Origin of the sequence: Pseudomonas sp. Pseusp3, from assembly GCF_047304225.1 — a bacterium.
In the GTDB taxonomy this organism is placed as follows: domain Bacteria; phylum Pseudomonadota; class Gammaproteobacteria; order Pseudomonadales; family Pseudomonadaceae; genus Aquipseudomonas; species Aquipseudomonas fluorescens_CD.
In genome coordinates this window covers 39123-57420 of the sequence record NZ_JBGLYV010000027.1, presented here as the reverse complement: position 1 = coordinate 57420, position 18298 = coordinate 39123, and the positions used below count along the sequence as shown (strand labels likewise).

Below are 18298 nucleotides of genomic sequence, written 5' to 3'. Positions count from 1 at the left end.
TCTAAACCAACAACTCCCCCGCCACCGCCGTGCGTGTGGCGTTTCCGCAGAGTTGTTCCACCAGCGCCAGGGCAAATGCCAATGCGGCAGCCGAGCCTTGGGCGGTGATGCAATTGCCGTCGACCACCACTGGCTGATCGACGAAGGTGCAGCCCGACAGTTGATGGCTGGCCGAGGGCAGGCAAGTCATGCGTCGCTGACGCAATACGCCATAGGCCTGCAGCGCCACGGCAGGCGCTTCGGCGATGCCGGCGAACAGGCGACCGGCTGCCGCCTGATCCTTGATCAATTGTTGCAGGGGGTGGTGTGCTGCCAGGTGCTGCGAACCCACCGCACCACCCGGCAAGGCGATCAGGTCGAAGGGCTGCGCCAGCAAGTCCACCAGCATCGCATCGGACGTCAGGCGTGTACCGCGGGCGCAGGTGAGCATGCGCCGCCCTTCGATACTGGCCACCACCACTTCTACTTTGGCGCGGCGCAGTACGTCGATCAGGGTCACGGTTTGCAGGTCGTCGGTGCCCTCGGCAAGGGCAATCAAGGCTCTAAAGGTCATCGGGCACTGTCCACGGAATGATCTTGTAAGCGTAGTCAGCTTTCCTGACCCTTGTTCGATACGTGAGTTGGTTACTGGATATAAAGCTGCGTCGACATCGTGTTGCCGGGGGCGTTGATCGAAGTATTGCTGAAGGTCAGCGTGCCTTCCTGCTTGCCCGCCAGATCGAGGGCATACAGATAGCCAACGGTTTTTTCCCCGGGGGTGCAACTGGTCAGGTTGCCGTTCTTGAACGCGCAGACCGGTGTGCGGGTGCCATTCACTTCGAAACCGTCCAGGGCGACATGGGCCTCGCGTCCATAACCCACTTCCAGCACGTACACCGTGATGTTCGGGCCATTGTGATCGCAGCGGGTCCGGGTTTGCCCTTCGTCGATGTTCTCGACTCCACAGGAAGGCGACGCGACTTTGAGTACTTTCAATTGCGTCAGCGGCGGAGCTGAGGCCGCCACGGCCGTTTGCGCCCCGAGAAACAACGCCATCCATACTCCGAAGGCGGCAACCAGACGCTTTTTCATGCAGGACCCATCCACCCCAAAAAACCAGCGCGCAGTATGGCGCACTTGGCTTTGTCGCAAAACATCGACGACGATCACCGCCATAAGCAGCCATATTCCCAAGCTACTGGTATGATGCGCGGCTTTTTCCGGCCCACAGTAATTTCCAGGCGCGTTCTGCTGCCTGTGCTTTGCTGTTGAGGTCGATACATTCACGGCGCCCGGCGCGCCACGGGGAGCAGACATGCTGGAAAGGCTGTTTCAACTCAAGGCACACAACACCAACGTGCGGACCGAGATTCTGGCGGGCGTCACGACCTTTTTGGCCATGGCCTACATTCTGTTCGTCAACCCGAGCATCCTCGGCGAGACCGGCATGGACAAGGGCGCGGTGTTTGTCGCCACCTGCCTGGCAGCTGCCATCGGCTCGACGACCATGGGCCTGATCGCCAACTACCCGATCGCCCTCGCACCGGGCATGGGCCTGAACGCCTTCTTTACCTACACCGTGGTCCTGCACATGGGCCATACCTGGCAAGTGGCACTGGGCGCGGTGTTCATCTCGGCGGTGTGTTTCTTCCTGCTGTCGATCTTCCGCATCCGTGAATGGATCATCAACAGCATCCCGCTACCGTTGCGCTCGGCGATTGCTGCCGGCATCGGCCTGTTCCTGGCGCTGATCGCCCTGCACAACGCCGGTATCGTGGTCAGCAACCCGGCGACCATGGTCGGCCTCGGTGACCTGAAACAACCGGCGCCGATCCTCGCCACCCTCGGTTTTGCCCTGATCGTCGCGCTTGAAGCCCTTGCCGTGCGCGGTGCGGTGCTGATCGGCATTCTGGTGGTGACCATCGTTTCGATCGTGATGGGCTTCACCCCGTTCGGCGGCGTGATGTCGATGCCACCGTCGCTGGCCCCGACCTTCCTGCAACTGGACATCAAGGGCGCACTGGACATCGGTCTGGTCAGCGTGATTTTTGCGTTCCTGTTCGTCGACCTGTTCGATAACTCCGGTACTTTGATCGGTGTGGCCAAGCGTGCCGGTTTGATGCGCAAAGACGGTCACATGCCAAAAATGGGCCGCGCCCTGATCGCCGACAGCACCGCGGCCATGGCCGGATCGCTGCTGGGTACCTCGACCACCACCAGCTACATCGAATCCGCCGCCGGTGTGAGTGCCGGTGGCCGCACTGGCCTGACCGCCATCGTGGTGGCGATCCTGTTCCTGCTGGCGCTGTTCTTCTCGCCACTGGCCGCCAGCGTTCCAGCCTTCGCCACCGCACCGGCGCTGCTGTTCGTCGCCGTGCTGATGACATCCGGCCTGGCCGAAATAGACTGGGACGACATCACCGTTGCTGCGCCGGTCGTAATCACCGCGCTGGCGATGCCGTTCACTTACTCCATCGCCAATGGCATCGCCTTCGGTTTCATTTCCTGGACCGCCATCAAGCTGATGTCCGGTCGTGGCCGTGAGCTGAACCCGGCGCTGGTGATCCTGTCGATTCTGTTCGTGATCAAGCTGGGTTGGTTCAACGCATGACTTTTGATTCCCAGGCCTATGCCGTTCAGCTCGAAGAAAAGGTCACGCGCTTGCGTGACCTGCTGGCCCCGTTCGATGCACCCGAGCCAGCCGTTTTCGACTCGCCGCTGAAAAACTTCCGCCTGCGCGCCGAGTTCCGCCTGTGGCGCGAGGCCGGCGAGCGTCATTACGCGATGTTTTCCCAGGAAGACAAACGCACGCCAATCCTGATCGAAGAGTTCCCGATCGCCAGCCTGCGCATCAACCAGTTGATGCCGCAACTCAAGGCCGCATGGCAAGCCAGCGCGGCCCTGAGCCACAAGCTGTTCCAGGTGGAGTTCCTGACCACACTGGCCGGCGACGCGATGATCACCCTGTGCTATCACCGCCCGCTGGACGAGCACTGGCACACGGCGGCTTCGAAACTGGCCGCGGACCTGAACGTCAGCATCATCGGCCGCTCCAAGGGCAAGCGCGAAGTGATCGGCCACGATTACGTGGTCGAGCAACTGGACGTCGGCGGCCGCACCTTCAGTTTCCGCCAGCCAGAGGGCGCTTTCACCCAGCCCAACGGTACGGTGAACCAGAAGATGCTCAACTGGGCATACGATGCGCTTGGCGATCGCTCCGATGATTTACTGGAGCTGTATTGCGGCAACGGCAACTTCACCCTGCCGCTCGCCACCCGCGTGCGCAAAGTGCTGGCCACCGAAATCAGCAAGACCTCGGTCAACGCGGCACTGAGCAATCTCAGCGAAAACTCGGTGGATAACGTCACCCTGGTGCGTTTGTCCGCCGAAGAACTGACCGAAGCCCTGAACGAAGTGCGCCCGTTTCGCCGCCTGCACGGCATCGACCTCAAGAGCTACGAGTTCGGCAGCGTGTTCGTCGACCCGCCCCGCGCCGGCATGGACCCGGACACCTGCGAGCTGACCCGACGCTTCGACAACATCCTGTACATCTCCTGCAACCCGCAGACCCTGGCAGCCAACATCGCCCAACTGCACGACACCCACCGCATCACCCGGTGCGCAATGTTCGACCAGTTCCCGTGGACCCATCACATGGAGTCCGGGGTGATGCTGACCCGGCGTTGATGGTTCCTGCCAGCCACAAAAAAGCCGTCTTCACGACGGCTTTTTTGTGGGCACTTGCAAGACAACATCGACCTTGCGCGGGCGCCCGCCTTTCCTGCCGTTGGCCCGCGCGGCTTCAGACTTTGCGGCGCTGCTCTGGCGACCATTGCGCGAAGCGACGACCGAGGCCGCCATGGCCATCAGCGGCTTGCTCGCAGAAATCATCCCGGCGATAGATACATGCAGGTCCTTGCCTTCATGGCACAGCGTAGTACCCGCGTAGCCGAAAGTCAGACTGGCGAAATCCTCGACCTCGAAATCATCGAACTCCGGATAGTTGGCCACGGGCAACAATACGCCGCTGCCGTCTTCGAAGCTGACGGCAAGACAGGGGGGCAGGTAAGTGACCGCCGTCGCTTGCAGGCTGTTTTTTCTGCGTAATTCGCCACGCTCAATGGCTTTGTCCAGGCCACTTTCCGTTACGGGATTATCGGTCTGAACCTTGGCTTTTATCGTTTTCATAACTCAATCTCCACACCTTCCTGTGTGCCGACCAGAGACAGCACTGTCTTGTTCGTTTCAGGTACGTAGCAAGCCGATCCAATCATATTGGTGGTGCTGACAACCCTTTTCACCACAACGACTTCGTTGCTTTGCCAGTCCCACAATTGATTATCAAGGCAGGCCGTTTGCAGTTTTCGCCACCAGATACCCCGGGCGCGCCGCAAATGGGCAGGTTGCTTGAGCGACTGACGCAAACCCTCAAGCACCGCCAACGGTGGCCGACGCGAAAGCGGAACAACATCCCAGAGTTCGACACCGTTGTGCCAAAAGCTGAACCTGAATCTCGCACTCCACGTACCCGCTTCCACATGCGCATGAGGCGGACAATGCTCGTCTCGCAACATGATCACTACCGACAGTCCTTTGAAACTGCATACCTTCATGCTAACCCATCCGTTAGGTTAATGAATCCGTGGATCCGACATTCCCTGGAAAATCCGACCACAGGCATTGGCAGTCGAATCGTTTCTTCCGTCCTCAGGCTAGCGTCCTGGCGATTCCCGGACCTGCGGAACACCACGCGAATTGGTAAGAAATCCTTTCTTTACAGCGCTGGCACCTGATAAATACTGATCCAGCTTCTTCATCTGATCCCCGGTGTAATCAATCATGCAGCGACAATTCGACGATCTTCAGTTGGGCAGCATTGAACTGTTTTGCCTGGCCGCCGAGGCCGGCAGTTTTACTGCCGCGGCGCTGGTGGCAGGTGTCACGCCCGCTGCCGTGAGCCGTTCGGTGTCGCGCATGGAAGAACGCCTGGGCGTGCGCCTGTTCGCGCGCACCACACGTAGCGTGAAGCTGAGCGACAGCGGTCGCCGCTATTACGAGGAGTGCCGTCAGGCCCTGGCACAACTGGTCGAGGCCCAGCGTGAGGTGATGGGTCAGCAGCAAGTGCCGTCCGGTACTTTGCGCATCAGTATTCCGACCACCTACGCGCATCATCGAATCCTGCCGCTGCTGCCCGAATTTCGCGCGCGTTATCCGGCGGTGAAGGTCGAGTCGCACATCAGCAACCGCAACATCGATTTCGTCGGCGAAGGCTACGACATGGCGATTCGTGTGCGAGCCATCCCGGATTCGGGCCTGATCGCCCGACAGTTGGAAGATGCCGCCCTGGTGATGATCGCCAGCCCTGATTACCTGAAACGGGCCGGCACTCCACAAACCCTCGACGACCTCGAAAACCACGAATGCATTCAGTACGAATTGCCCAGCAGTGGCCGTCGCATTGCCTGGCTGTTCAACGATGAAGGCGTGCCCCGGGAGATTCTGGCCGAGGGCAACCTCAGTTGCTCCGACGATGTGTTGGGCGGTGTGACCCTGGCCAAACACGGGGCGGGGTTGTTTCAGACCTATCGTTTTATCGTTGAAAAGGAACTGGCCGACGGCTCGCTGGTGGAAGTGCTCAAGCCGTATGGCGGACGCTCGCGGCCATTCACTCTGCTTTACCCGCAAAGTCGTCATGTACCGCTGCGCTTGAGGGCGTTCATTGATTTTCTGGTGGAGCATTTGCCACGCTGAACAGCGAAAGTGTCCGATCATCGCCCACAAACCGTCAGCGTGCCTTCTCTGCAATTGACCGAATTAACTAGTTAGTACAATTTATCTCCACAGGCCGAAACCTCGGTCGATTCCAAAAATAATAAGTGGAGAGATTCCGATGTCCCCTATCGTTCTGGTGCTCAACGGCCCGAACCTGAACCTGCTCGGCACCCGTGAACCGGCGACTTACGGCCACGAAACCCTGGCAGACATTTCGGCCCTGTGCGGGCGCGCCGCCGAAGAGTTCGGCCTGGCAGTGGAGTTTCGCCAGACCAACCACGAAGGCGAATTGCTCGACTGGATTCACGCGGCCCGCGGTCGCTGCGCCGGGATCGTCATCAATCCTGCCGCGTGGACCCACACCTCGGTCGCCATCCGCGATGCCCTGGTCGCCAGTGAACTGCCAGTCATCGAAGTCCACCTGTCCAACGTGCACGCCCGCGAGCCGTTCCGCCACCACTCGTTCGTATCTGCCATTGCGACGGCGGTGATGGCCGGTTTTGGCAGTCACGGCTATCGCCTGGCGCTGGAACACTTCAGTCATCGTTTGAAGGGGTAATCGCCGTGACTCAGAACAACGTAGTACTGGCCGGGCTGATCGGCGCCGGCATCCAGGCTTCCCGCACACCGGCCTTGCACGAGCACGAAGGCGATGCCCAGGGAATGCGCTACCTCTATCGCTTGATTGACCTCGACTCATTGAAACTCGACAGCAACGCCCTGCCCGACTTGCTGATGGCTGCCGAGCGCATGAACTTCACCGGTCTGAACATCACGTTTCCGTGCAAGCAGGCAATCATCCCGCTGCTCGATGAATTGTCGCCGGAAGCCCGCAGCATCGGTGCGGTGAACACCGTGGTGCTGAAGGGCGGCAAACGCATCGGCCACAACACCGATTGCCTGGGGTTCGCCGAAGGATTTCGCCGAGGTTTGAAGGACGTTGCCGTTGAACGTGTCGTCCAGATGGGCGCCGGCGGCGCAGGGGCAGCGGTGGCCCACGCCTTGTTGAGCGAAGGCGTACAACGCCTGAGCATTTTTGACGTGGACATCCGCCGCGCCCAGGATCTGGCCGACAACCTCAATCAGCATTTCGGCGTCGGTCGGGCGATAGCCGGGTATGACCTGCCGAGTGCCTTGGCCGAGGCTGATGGCCTGGTAAACACCACGCCGATGGGCATGAAAAAACTGCCGGGCATGCCGGTGCCGGTCGAGTTGCTTCGAGCCGAATTGTGGGTGGCGGAGATCGTTTACTTTCCGCTGGAAACCGAACTGCTGCGCAACGCCCGCGCCCTCGGTTGCCGGACGCTGGACGGCGGCAACATGGCAGTGTTTCAGGCGGTGAAGGCGTTCGAGCTGTTCTGCGGCGTGGTGCCGGATGCCCAGCGAATGCTTGAGCATTTCCAGAGCATGAATGACTGAAAAGCTTCGCGGGCAAGCCACGCTCCCACAGGATCGGAGCTTGCCCGCGATGGATTCAGGCCTGCAGGTAGCGCAGAACCGACTCGCAAATCATCTCCCGATGACGCTGCTTGATGCGTTCGTCCGGCAGGTCGATCTGAAAAATCTCACCAAACGTGTGGCGGTTCGAGACGCGATAGAAGCAGAACGAACTGATCAGCAGGTGCACATCCAGCGGATCAAGACCGGCACGGAACAGCCCTTGCTCGGCGCCGCGACGCAGAATCTCCCCCAGTGAATCGAGGATAGTGTTGTTCATCGCCTTGATCGCATCGGAGCGCTTCACATACTCGGCGTTGTGAATGTTCTCGATGCTGACGATGCGCACGAAATCGACGTTGCGGTCATGGTGATCGAAGGTGAACTCCACCAGCCGCCGAATCGCCTCGACCGGCGCCAGCTCCGCCAGATGCAGGCGATTTTCGGTGCTGCGGATATCGCCGTAGAGTTTCTCCAGCACCTCGACGTAGAGCTGTTCCTTACTGCCGAAGTAGTAATAGATCATGCGCTTGGAGGTGTGGATGCGCTCGGCGATGGCATCGACGCGAGCACCGGAAAGCCCCTGCTGGACGAATTCGACTATCGCCTCCTGCAGGATGTTTTCGCGGGTCTTTTCCGGGTTGTTCTTGCGACTCTTGCGCGGCTCGGCACCTGGTTCTACGGAGGCTGCGGGGAGTTCTGAATTCATTGTCATTGCGGGCTCACGGCCATCACTGCACAGGCTGGCGATTATGGGCCGCGCGACACGGTGAAGGAAGCCGCACAGCCCACGTTTAATCCCGCGTTTACGAAATTCCTACAACTTCGCCTGACGTAATGCGCCGCTACGGGATTTGGCCATGGCCGCCAGCCGCACCGCGACGTTGGCCGCGCCGTAGCCGGCATAACCGTTTTTACGCTGGATGATTTCGAAGAAGAATCGTCCCTCGAACGGCTCGGTGTACACATGAAACAGTTCACCGCCCTGGGCGTCGCGGTCGTACAACACGTTGTAGTAGGCCAGTTCGCTGAGGAACTCGTCGTCGAAGTCGAACCGCGCCGCCAGGTCATCGTAGTAGTTGAGCGGGATATCCAGCAGCGGCACGCCCGCCTCTTTTGCACGGCTGACCTGGGCAAAGATGTCATCACAATCAAACGCGATGTGATGCACACCGGAGCCGCGATAACTCGACAGCGCGTGTGAGATCGCGGTGTTGCGGTTTTCGGAAATGTTCAGCGGCAGGCGGATCGAGCTGTCGCGGCTGCGCAAGGCACGGCTCTTCACCAGACCATAAGGATCCGGCAGCACGACTTCATCGTCCGCCTCGAAATCCAGCAGGCTCTTGTAGAACAGCACCCAGCTGTCGAGGCTGTCGGCCGGCAGCGCCATCGCCATGTGGTCGATGCGTTTCAGACCGCCGTTGACCGGCGCTTGCGGATAAAGATTGAAGTCAGTGCCATAGACATCGGCGTGCTGATCCACCAGATAGATCAGGCTGCCATCCGGCGCACGCACCGCCGCCAGCTCCAATTCGTTGGGGCCGACCAGCCCGCGATAGGGCTGGCCCTTGTAGGCCACGGCACGGGCCAATGCGCTCGCGCTGTCCTTGACCCGCACCGCGGTCGCGCACAACGAAGGGCCGTGGGCTTCGAAAAAGCTGTGGCCGAAGGAGTAAGGCTCCGAGTTCAGGATCAGGTTGATATCACCCTGGCGCAACAGGCTGACGCTCTTGGAACGATGCTGCCCGGCCTTGACGAACCCCAGTCGCTCCAGCCAATGGGAGAGCTTGGCGCCGAGGCTTTCGTCCACGGCGAATTCGAGAAACTCGATGCCGTTGTACTCGCTGGCCTTGGGGGTTTCGAACAGAATCCCGGGGTTGGCCGCAGGCGTGGCTTGCTGCGCCAGACGCTCGCGGGTTTTCTCTTCCAGGTACAACAACGAGCGCAAACCGTCGGCGGCGTTGGCTCGTGGCGGTGCGGCGCGGAAGCCATCGTTGAAGATTTCCAGCGACAATGGCCCGGTGTACCCGCTCTTGATGATTGGCGCGAGGAACCCCGGCAAGTCGAACTCACCCTGGCCCGGGAAGCAGCGAAAATGCCGGCTCCACTCCAGTACGTCCATGGCCAGGATCGGCGCGTCGGCCATTTGCACGAAGAAGATCTTGTCGCCGGGAATCTCGGCGATAGCACTGGGATCGCCCTTGAGCGATAACGTGTGAAAGCTGTCCAGCAACACGCCGAGGCTTGGGTGATCGGCCTGACGCACGATGTTCCACACCTGTTGCCAGGTGTTCACATGCCGGCCCCAGGCCAGCGCCTCGTAACCGATGCGCAGGCCGCGTGCCCCGGCACGCTCGGCCAGCAGCCGCAAATCATCGACCAGAATCTGTTCATCACCGATGGACTCGGCCGAGGCGTTACTGCACACCAGCACCAGGTCGGTGCCCAGCTCCTGCATCAGGTCGAACTTGCGCTCGGCGCGTTCCAGGTTGCGCGACAACCGATCACGCCGACAGCCTTCGAAATCACGGAACGGTTGAAACAGGGTGATGGCGATCCCGAGATCGGCACACATCTGCTTAATTTCCCGTGGACTGCCGTCGTAGTAGAGAAGGTCGTTCTCGAAAATCTCGACACCGTCGAACCCGGCGGCGGCAATGGCTTCGAGTTTTTCCGGCAGGGTACCGCTCAAGGATACGGTGGCAATGGAACGCTGCATATTTCGGCTCCCGGTGGAGGCTTCGGCTACAGGGAATTTGCGCCGCTTTTAAAAGAGTGAGGGAATTATTGAGCTGGCCCATGTATTGAGCAATGCAAAGTGTACTATCCGGTTAGTTTTGTGTTCGATTATCGAACAAAATGGTAGTTGGCGAATTGACGATTTTTTGTCCAATGCCCAACATCGTCCTCACATTAAGTCCGGACACGCAGCACCGGCCGCGATGTCCAGAACACCAAATAACAAATTCAAAAAACGGGTGGTACACATGATTCCTTCCCAAAGCTCACGCATGGCTCCGGCCATGAACGTCACTGCCGGTGGCATCGGCGACAAAATCCGCGGCGCCATGGCGGTCGGCAAAACCCGCTGGGGCATGCTGGCGCTGGTGTTTTTCGCCACCACCCTGAACTACATCGACCGCGCCGCACTGGGCGTGATGCAGCCCATCCTGGCCAAGGAAATGAGCTGGACGGCGATGGATTACGCCAACATCAACTTCTGGTTCCAGGTGGGTTACGCCATCGGCTTCGTGCTACAGGGCCGGTTGATCGACCGGGTCGGTGTGAAACGCGTGTTCTTCTGCGCCGTGCTGCTCTGGAGCCTGGCGACCGGGGCTCATGGCCTGGCCACTTCGGCGGCCGGCTTTATGGTCTGCCGCTTCATCCTCGGCCTGACCGAAGCCGCCAACTACCCGGCCTGCGTGAAAACCACCCGCCTGTGGTTCCCGGCCGGCGAGCGCGCCGTGGCCACCGGGATTTTCAACGCCGGGACCAACGTCGGTGCGATGTTCACTCCGATGCTGCTGCCGCTGATCCTCCACGCCTGGGGCTGGCAGGCCGCGTTCCTGTGCATGTCGGCACTGGGCGGGATCTGGCTGCTGTTCTGGGGCTTGAAGTACTTCAACCCGGAAGAGCATCCGAGCGTCAAACAATCGGAGCTGGACTACATCCAGAAAGAAGTCGAGCCGGAACAAGCCCGCGTGCCGTTCTCGAAAATCCTGCGCATGCGCGGCACCTGGGCCTTCGCCCTCGCCTACTCGATCACCGCGCCAGTGTTCTGGTTCTACCTGTACTGGCTGCCGCCGTTCCTCAATCAGCAATACAACCTGGGCATCAACGTGACCCAGATGGGCATTCCGCTGATCATCATCTACCTCACTGCCGACTTCGGCAGCGTTGGCGGCGGCATCCTCTCCTCGTTCCTGATCGGTCGCGGGGTCAACCCGATCAAGGCGCGGCTGATGTCGATGCTGCTGTTCGCCTGCTGCATCATTGGCGTGATCATGGCCGCCGGCTCCAGCAATCTGTGGGTCGCCGTATTCGCCATCTCCCTGGCCATCGGCGCACACCAGGCCTGGACCGCAAACATCTGGAGCCTGGTGATGGACTACACGCCCAAGCACATGATGAGCACGGTATTCGGCTTCGGCGGCATGTGTGCGGCGATTGGCGGGATGTTCATGACCCAGTTGGTCGGCCATATCCTGACCGTCACCAACAACAATTACACCGTGCTGTTCACCCTGATCCCGGCGATGTACTTCATCGCGCTGACCTGGATGTACTTCATGGCACCGCGCAAGATTCCGCAAGTAGAAGGCTGACGTTCCCTCGGCGCAGGCCCGATCTCGGGCCTGCGCTTTTTTTTGTCTGCGATTTGCCGGAGCTTAGCGACGGCTTTGCTGCCAGGCCGCCGCCAGCCCGCTGCAGCAGATCACGGCAATACCGATCACGGTGGTCAGTGTCGGCGTATGGGAAAACAGCAGCCAGCCCAGCAGGCCGGCAAAGATGATCTGGCAATAGCTGAACGGCGCCAGCAGTGCCGGTGCAGCAAGACGGAACGCCTGGGTCAAAAACAGGTGTGCCGTCATCCCGCAGGTCCCCAGCGCCACCATCATCGCGCCATGCATCAGGTTCGGCGTCTGCCAGAAGAATGGCACCAGCGCACTCATCACCAGCGTGTTGCACAAGCCCGCGAAAAAATTGCTGGTGGTCGGGCTGTCGATCTCGCTGAGCTTGCGCGTCAGCAGTTGATAGAAGCAGAAAAACAGCGCCGAGCAGAACGGCAACAACACCGCCGGAGTGAACAAATCTCCCCCCGGGTGAACGATGATCAGCACCCCGATAAAACCGCAAATCACCGCCAGCCATTGCCCCCGCGTCACTCGCTCCTTCAGCAGCGGCACCGACAAAGCGGTGACCAGTACCGGTGCCAAGAAGTTGACCGAGGTGGCCTCGGCCAGCGGGATGTACTTCAACCCTGTGGTGAAAAACAGACTGGTGCCCAGCAGGCACAGCGCCCGGATCACCTGAAGCAATGGACGTTTGGTCCGCAGGACCCGCAACCCGGATTGCGGCAGGAAAATCCCGGCCATCAACAAGGTGTGAACCAGGTAACGCGCCCAGACCACCATGACAATGGGATAGAAACCGGAGAGGTATTTGGAAAAGGCGTCGTGGGTGGAAAACAGGAAGGTTGCGACAACGATCAGCAAGATCCCTTTGAAGGGCTGATTGACGCCGGAAAGCGGGGTGCTGACGGTCATTGGGTTTCCTTTTTTACATCCTTAATTTGTAGGAGCGAGCTTGCTCGCGATGGACGTGAGGGCGCCGTGTTTATCCAGGCAGCCATCATCATCGTTGACGACCATCGCGAGCGTGCTCGCTCCTACAGGCGATAGGTGCGCAGCACCGATTACAGCCGCACCAACAATTCCCGGGTTTTATCCAGCGCCATCTGCGCCCGCTCCAACCCACTCACGCCCTGCTCCAGCAACTGCACGGTGGGAATCTCCAGGCTCAATGGAATGTTAGCCGGCAAAATCCCCAACAACCCCTGCAGATCACAATCGCCATCGCCGGGAAAACGCCGTTCGTTACGTGCCTGGCGCAAGATCTCCGCCATATCGTTCGGCCGCAGTCCTGCGACGTCACACAACTGTGCATACCGTAACCGTGAGGGAGCAACTTTGGCCAGATCTTCCAGCCGCGATCCCGAACGATCGAAGTGGAAGGCGTCCACCAACACGCCGCCGTTTTCCCGCCCGGCGTTTTCTACAATTCGCACGGCTTGTTGAAGATTGCGCGCATCGGTCCAGGGCATGAACTCCAGATGCGGGTGCAGCCCATAGAGTGTCGCCAGATCACAGAGTTCGGCAAAATGCTCCGTTAGCCGTTGTTCATCAGGATCGTTGCCGGCCACCAGCAATTCACTGGCCCCCATTTGGGCACCCACCTCCAGGATTTTCTCGAAGTCGGCGACGACGGTCTCCGGCTTGAGACGCAGGATTTCGACGTCCAGCACCCCGATACCGGTATCGCGCAGACGCGCCAGGGTTTGGCGCCGCAATTCGCGGTCGGCCATCAAGGCAAAATGGTGTTCCTCAGGGGTCGCCGGCACCAGGCGCAAGCCGACATGGCTGTAGCCGGCCCGTGCGGCGACCTCGACCATGTCGGGCGGTGACAGCTCCAGCACAGTCAGGCTGGCCAGGGAGAAAACTCGTTCGCTCATGGTCAACCCTCGACCAAGGATGGCGTGCAGGCACAACCGGTTTCGGCGGCTTCGCGGATGGCTTCGATCAGCGCCAAAGTACGTGCGGCATCGGCGGCACTCACCAGCGGCTCGGCTTCCCCACGCGCAACACGCACAAAGTGCTGCAACTGCAGACGCAAGGCTTCTTCGGCACTGAAGCTTTCCTGGGTCGCCAGCAACGGTTGATGCCACCCACCATCAGCTTGCGTGTAGTGCCAGTGCTTGAGTTGCGGAATGCTCAGCGCCCCGCCCGTTCCAGCCAACAAGTAACAGGGTTGATCGGCGTGACGCGGATAAACCGGGTTCTCTCCTGAATCCAGTTCCCAACTCCAGGGTGCGGCCACCGCATCCGAGCCGGTCAGGCTGCCCAGCGCACCGTTATCGAATTGCAGCAACACCGCCGCGCAGTCTTCGTTGGCAAACCCGCGTATGGCGTTGCTGGTAATGGCTTGAACCTGACGCACCTCGCCGCACAAGTGCCGCAGCAGATCGAGGTCGTGGATCAGGTTGGTCAACAACATCCCCGCACCGGCCTCGCGACGCCAGGGTGTTTCGAAATAGCTGTCGGGCTTGCGTAGCTGCCAGAGCGCCGTGACCGTGGTCAACCGGCCCAATGCGCCGCTGTGGATAAGTTCGTGGGCGCGGACGATCAGCGGATTGTGGCGACGGTGATGGCCGACCAACACCGGAACCCCACTCGCCTTCGAGGCAGCCACCAACTCCCGGGCTTCATCCAGGTGCACACCCACCGGCTTTTCCAGCAGTACCGGCACACCGGCCGCGAGGCAATCGAGGGCCGTGCTGACGTGCAGCGTGTTCGGGTTGGCGACGATGACGGCGTCCGGCTTCGCCTGCTCCAGCATCTGACGATAATCGGCGAAATAAGCCACGTCCCATTCAGCCGCAAGACTTGCCGCCTGCGTTCCGGGATCGGCTACGGCGCACAAGGTCGCTTCGGTCATGGATTGCAGATGCTGGTAATGCTGCTGGCCCATGTTGCCTGCACCGATCAAGGCGATGCGAAGGGGTGAATTCAAGATGCGGTCCTCTTGTCAGTGTTATTGGAGCGATGAATTCCAATAATTTAGAACCGAGTTCCAGATTCTTACACAGACCAACCCTGAAAGTGTTCGAACAGCGCACAGCTTCTCAACTTGAACGCTGCTCAACATGTGGGAGCGGGCTTGCTCGCGAATGCACTGTGTCAGGCACCATTGATTTCAGCTGACACACCGCTTTCGCGAGCAAGCCCGCTCCCACAAGGGATTTCGGCGGCCTTAGTTGAACAACTCCGACGCCAGGCTCGCCGCCGACAACTCCTCGGTGTACGCCAGCAACAACGGCGCCAGCTCATGCAGCCGCGCCCCCGGCATCCGCGCGCTCGGCCCGGCAACGCTGAGCACGCCGATCACCCGCCCATCCGCGGGATGGCGCACCACCGCCGCAATGGCCGAAGTCCCCACCGCCGAGCTTTCCTCGACGCAGGCGTAGCCCTGCTCCCGCGCCAGACGCAGGCGTTCGAGCAATTCGATGTTGGAGCGCGGCGCGTTCGGCCCCACATGGTCCGGCACCTGCGCGTCCTGCCGCTCCACCAGCGACAAGGCTTCGGCATCGCTCATGCACGCCAGCCACGCATGTCCCGAGGCGGTGTAAAACAATGGCGCATCACGGCCCATGTCCGGGTCGTAACGCAGACCCGAGCGAGCGCCCTGGGATTTGGCGATCCAGGTCTGACGCTCGCCGTCGATCACACCGAGGCGTACCAGCTCGCCGGTTTCCTGAGCCAGTCGGTCAAGCACCGGCTGCACGATATCGGCACCGCTGCTCGACAGGTAACGGAAGCCCATCGCCACCAGTTTGGTGGAGAGGTGATAGCGCAAACTCTCCGGGTTCTGTCGCACATAACCGAGGCGGATCAGCTCGGCCAACAGGCGATGGGTCGCGCTCTTGGGGATATCCAGCTGCTCCGCCAGCGTCTGCATCGGCAGGCCACGGGGATCGCTGGTGAGGCTTTCGAGCACACTGAAAACACGTTCGATCTGACTGCCGGCCATGGTCACTTCCACACAAAATTTGCTCGATTCTAGAAGACATCCGATCGAATGCGAAATCTGGAACTGACTGTTCGATAACCGCCCGTTTTATGCCCTCAAGACTTTTCCAGCCTCCTCTGATTCTTATATTTTATGGAATCCGATTCCAAAAAAATAAACACCGGAGTTCAAACAATGCCTGCCCAAGCGCACTTCCTTCCCGACATCGACTGCGATGTGCTGATCGTTGGTTCCGGTGCGGCGGGACTGTCGGCGGCAGTGACCGCCGCGTGGCATGGGCTGAAAGTCATAGTGGCAGAAAAGGACCCCGTGTTCGGCGGTGCCACGGCCTGGTCCGGCGGCTGGGCCTGGGTGCCTTGCAACCCGTTGGCCCGGCGCGCGGGCATCGTCGAAGACGTTGAACGGCCTCGCACTTATCTGAAGCACGAACTGGGCGAGCGCTTTGATCCGGCGATGATCGACGCTTTCCTGGAGGCCGGCCCGCGAATGGTGTCGTTCTTCGAGCAGCACACCACGCTGCAATTCGCCGACGGCAACGCCATTGCCGACATTCATGGCGACACACCCGGAGCAGGCACCGGTGGACGCTCGGTAATCGCTGCCCCTTACGACGCACGAAAAGTCGGCAAGCTGCTCAGGCGTCTTCGCAAAACCATGCGGGAAACTTCGTTCATGGGCATGCCGATCATGGCGGGGGCGGATCTCACGGCATTCCTCAACCTGACTCGTTCACTGTCGGCGGCCTGGCACGTTACGCGGCGCTTCAGCCGACACCTGTTCGACCTCGTCGTCCATGGCCGGGCGATGCAACTGGTCAACGGCGTGGCACTGGTGGCGCGCCTGGCAAAATCCGCGGACGACCTCGGCGTGCTGCTCTGGGAGTCCGCGCCCGTGACCCGATTGCTGCGCGAGAACAATCAGGTACGAGGTGCTGTGGTCAGCACCGCCAAAGGCTCGGTACGCATCCATGCACGCAAGGCCGTAGTGCTCGCAGCGGGTGGTTTCGCCAATGACATCGAGCGCCGCAAGGCACTGTTCCCCCGCACACCGACCGGACATGAGCATCTGGCCTTGCCGCCCCTCGGTGTTTGCGGCGATGGCCTGCGCCTGGGCGAAAGCGCCGGTGCGCGGGTGAATACCGACATGGCATCTGCCGTCGCCTGGGCGCCGGTTTCTCAAGTGCCGCACAGCGACGGCAGCACGGGACACTTCCCGCATATCATCGAGCGCGGCAAACCAGGCATCATCGGTGTGCTGAGCAACGGCCAGCGCTTCGTCAATGAAGCCAACGGCTACTACGACTACGTAACGGCCATGGTCGCCGCTGCCCCACAGGGTGAGGAAGTGGCCTCGTGGCTGATCTGCACCCATGGCTTTCAGCGTCGTTATGGTCTGGGCATCTCTCGGCCATTTCCGGTGCCGCTGTCGCCCTTCATCCGCAGCGGCTATCTGAAAACCGGCAACACGCTCGAGCAATTGGCCACAGCCTGCGGTATCGACCCGAACGGCTTGCGCACCACCGTGTCGGACTACAACCGCCATGCGCGCAACGGCGAGGACCCGCAGTTTGGTCGTGGCTCCACGCCCTACAACCGCAAGCAGGGTGACGCATTACAACAACCCAACCCATGTGTCGCGCCAATCGAACAAGGCCCGTTCTATGCCGTGAAGGTCCAGCCGGGCTGCTTCGGCACCTTCGCCGGGCTCAAGGTCAACCCACATGCCCAGGTCCTGGACGACGCGGCGCAGCCCATCGCCGGGCTGTATGCGGCGGGCGGCGACATGGCGAGCATCATGGGCGGTCATTACCCCGCTGGCGGCATCAATCTTGGCCCGGCGCTGACCTTCGGCTACATCGCCGCGCGCCATATCGCAGGCGTCACTGCTTATGAAAAGGAGATCGACCATGCAGCACATCGTTAACACACAGGGTTTGAACATGCCGAAACTCGGCCTCGGCACCTGGCCAATGCTCGGCGAGGAATGCACCCGTGCCGTGGAGCAGGCTCTGGCCTTGGGTTACCGGCACATCGACACGGCAGCGGCCTACAATAACGAAGACGCAGTCGGTCAGGCGCTGGCGAACAGTCCGACACCCCGCGAGCAAATCCATGTCACGACCAAAGTCTGGTGGGACCAGCTGCAACCCGACGCCATGCGCCACTCCATGGACCGTAGCCTCAAAGCCCTGCGCAGCGAATACGTCGACCTGTTCATGCTCCATTGGCCAGCCACCGACTGGGATTTGCCGCGCACCATCGACACCCTGGTGTCGTTCAAGGAACAAGGCCTGGCGCGCAACATTGGCGTGGCGAACTTTCCGCTGCCCTTGTTGCGCAAAGTCGTCGAAGAACTGGGAGCGCCCCTGTCGGCGTTACAGGTCGAGTACCACGTGCTGCTCGGACAAAACGCTCTGCTCAACTACGCCCGTCAACACGATCTTGCACTGACGGCCTACACGCCACTGGCACGCAACAAGGTGTCGCAGATTCCCGCCATCCAGCAGATCGCCGCGAAACACGACGTACTGCCGACCCAGGTCGCGCTCAAATGGCTGCTCGATCAACCCAATGTGGCCGCGATCCCCAAGGCCAGCAGCGAGGCCAATCAACTGGCCAATCTTTCGGCGCTGGATGTGCAACTGGATGACGAAGACCGTGCCTTGATCGCCAGCCTGTCCAAACGCGAGCGTCTGGTCAGCCCTGAGTTTGCGCCGGTGTGGGATGCATTCGACGAATAACCGTAGATGGCCACGGTCGACCGGCAACGACCGCGGCCTTACCAAGACTTACACATTTGTCCC

General features: G+C 60.6%; 18 protein-coding genes. 8 read left to right on the top strand and 10 right to left on the bottom strand.

Features of this window, described 5'->3' with window-relative positions; translation table 11 throughout:
• Position 1 precedes the first annotated feature (1 nt).
• Together ACCD00_RS11840 and ACCD00_RS11835 are read right to left on the bottom strand one after the other, a co-directional pair.
• Entirely contained in the window at positions 2–553 is a 552-nt protein-coding gene (locus ACCD00_RS11840) for a DJ-1 family glyoxalase III (protein WP_413424637.1), read from the bottom strand.
• Positions 554–624: 71 nt separating this feature from the next.
• On the bottom strand, positions 625–1071 hold the full coding sequence (locus tag ACCD00_RS11835) for a DUF4879 domain-containing protein (protein ID WP_413424635.1): 447 nt from the start codon (positions 1069–1071) through the stop codon (positions 625–627).
• 223 nt (positions 1072–1294) lie between these two features.
• On the opposite strand from ACCD00_RS11835, the gene ACCD00_RS11830 reads away from it, so the two are divergent.
• A complete protein-coding gene (locus ACCD00_RS11830) occupies positions 1295–2590 on the top strand; it encodes an NCS2 family permease (RefSeq protein ID WP_008004270.1) in 1296 nt (431 codons plus the stop codon).
• The gene (trmA, locus tag ACCD00_RS11825) at positions 2587–3666 is read left to right on the top strand and encodes a tRNA (uridine(54)-C5)-methyltransferase TrmA (RefSeq protein WP_413424633.1); all 1080 of its coding nucleotides are present in this window, start codon (positions 2587–2589) and stop codon (positions 3664–3666) included. Before ACCD00_RS11830 ends, trmA begins: the two co-directional genes overlap by 4 nt.
• A gap of 30 nt (positions 3667–3696) precedes the next feature.
• Here the strand turns inward: trmA and ACCD00_RS11820 are convergent, their stop codons facing one another.
• Together ACCD00_RS11820 and ACCD00_RS11815 are read right to left on the bottom strand one after the other, a co-directional pair.
• Positions 3697–4167, bottom strand: coding sequence for a DUF2442 domain-containing protein (locus ACCD00_RS11820; RefSeq protein ID WP_413424631.1), 471 nt, complete (start codon positions 4165–4167; stop codon positions 3697–3699).
• Entirely contained in the window at positions 4164–4592 is a 429-nt protein-coding gene (locus ACCD00_RS11815; RefSeq protein ID WP_413424629.1) for a DUF4160 domain-containing protein, read from the bottom strand. The genes ACCD00_RS11820 and ACCD00_RS11815 overlap by 4 nt, the downstream gene beginning before the upstream one ends.
• Positions 4593–4818: 226 nt before the next feature.
• Between ACCD00_RS11815 and ACCD00_RS11810 the strand changes: the two genes are divergently transcribed.
• The 3 genes from ACCD00_RS11810 (at position 4819) to ACCD00_RS11800 (ending at position 7170) form a co-directional block, all read left to right on the top strand.
• Complete coding sequence (locus ACCD00_RS11810) at positions 4819–5730, top strand: LysR substrate-binding domain-containing protein (RefSeq protein WP_413424627.1); 912 nt, start codon at positions 4819–4821, stop codon at positions 5728–5730.
• A 139-nt stretch (positions 5731–5869) separates the two neighbouring features.
• Complete coding sequence (gene aroQ, locus ACCD00_RS11805) at positions 5870–6310, top strand: type II 3-dehydroquinate dehydratase (RefSeq protein ID WP_008022574.1); 441 nt, start codon at positions 5870–5872, stop codon at positions 6308–6310.
• A gap of 5 nt (positions 6311–6315) precedes the next feature.
• Positions 6316–7170, top strand: coding sequence for a shikimate dehydrogenase (locus tag ACCD00_RS11800; protein WP_413424625.1), 855 nt, complete (start codon positions 6316–6318; stop codon positions 7168–7170).
• A 55-nt stretch (positions 7171–7225) separates the two neighbouring features.
• Here the strand turns inward: ACCD00_RS11800 and ACCD00_RS11795 are convergent, their stop codons facing one another.
• On the bottom strand, positions 7226–7903 hold the full coding sequence (locus tag ACCD00_RS11795; protein WP_413424623.1) for a TetR family transcriptional regulator: 678 nt from the start codon (positions 7901–7903) through the stop codon (positions 7226–7228).
• A 102-nt stretch (positions 7904–8005) separates the two neighbouring features.
• Positions 8006–9907, bottom strand: coding sequence for a 3-dehydroshikimate dehydratase QuiC (quiC, locus tag ACCD00_RS11790; protein ID WP_413424621.1), 1902 nt, complete (start codon positions 9905–9907; stop codon positions 8006–8008).
• A 268-nt stretch (positions 9908–10175) separates the two neighbouring features.
• On the opposite strand from quiC, the gene ACCD00_RS11785 reads away from it, so the two are divergent.
• Positions 10176–11513, top strand: a complete 1338-nt coding sequence (locus ACCD00_RS11785; protein ID WP_413424619.1) for an MFS transporter — start codon at positions 10176–10178, stop codon at positions 11511–11513.
• A 63-nt stretch (positions 11514–11576) separates the two neighbouring features.
• On the opposite strand, the gene ACCD00_RS11780 is transcribed toward ACCD00_RS11785, so the two are convergent.
• From ACCD00_RS11780 to ACCD00_RS11765, 4 genes are all read right to left on the bottom strand, one after another.
• A complete protein-coding gene (locus ACCD00_RS11780) occupies positions 11577–12455 on the bottom strand; it encodes a DMT family transporter (protein ID WP_413424617.1) in 879 nt (292 codons plus the stop codon).
• 149 nt (positions 12456–12604) lie between these two features.
• On the bottom strand, positions 12605–13420 hold the full coding sequence (locus ACCD00_RS11775; protein WP_413424615.1) for a sugar phosphate isomerase/epimerase family protein: 816 nt from the start codon (positions 13418–13420) through the stop codon (positions 12605–12607).
• A 2-nt stretch (positions 13421–13422) separates the two neighbouring features.
• A complete protein-coding gene (locus ACCD00_RS11770; protein WP_413424613.1) occupies positions 13423–14478 on the bottom strand; it encodes a Gfo/Idh/MocA family protein in 1056 nt (351 codons plus the stop codon).
• Between the two features lie 240 nt (positions 14479–14718).
• Entirely contained in the window at positions 14719–15495 is a 777-nt protein-coding gene (locus tag ACCD00_RS11765; protein ID WP_413424611.1) for an IclR family transcriptional regulator, read from the bottom strand.
• Positions 15496–15669: 174 nt separating this feature from the next.
• On the opposite strand from ACCD00_RS11765, the gene ACCD00_RS11760 reads away from it, so the two are divergent.
• Together ACCD00_RS11760 and ACCD00_RS11755 are read left to right on the top strand one after the other, a co-directional pair.
• Positions 15670–17418: an FAD-dependent oxidoreductase gene (locus tag ACCD00_RS11760; RefSeq protein WP_413424609.1), complete on the top strand. Its 1749-nt coding sequence runs from the start codon at positions 15670–15672 to the stop codon at positions 17416–17418.
• On the top strand, positions 17402–18235 hold the full coding sequence (locus tag ACCD00_RS11755; protein WP_413424607.1) for an aldo/keto reductase: 834 nt from the start codon (positions 17402–17404) through the stop codon (positions 18233–18235). The genes ACCD00_RS11760 and ACCD00_RS11755 overlap by 17 nt, the downstream gene beginning before the upstream one ends.
• Positions 18236–18298 lie beyond the last annotated feature (63 nt).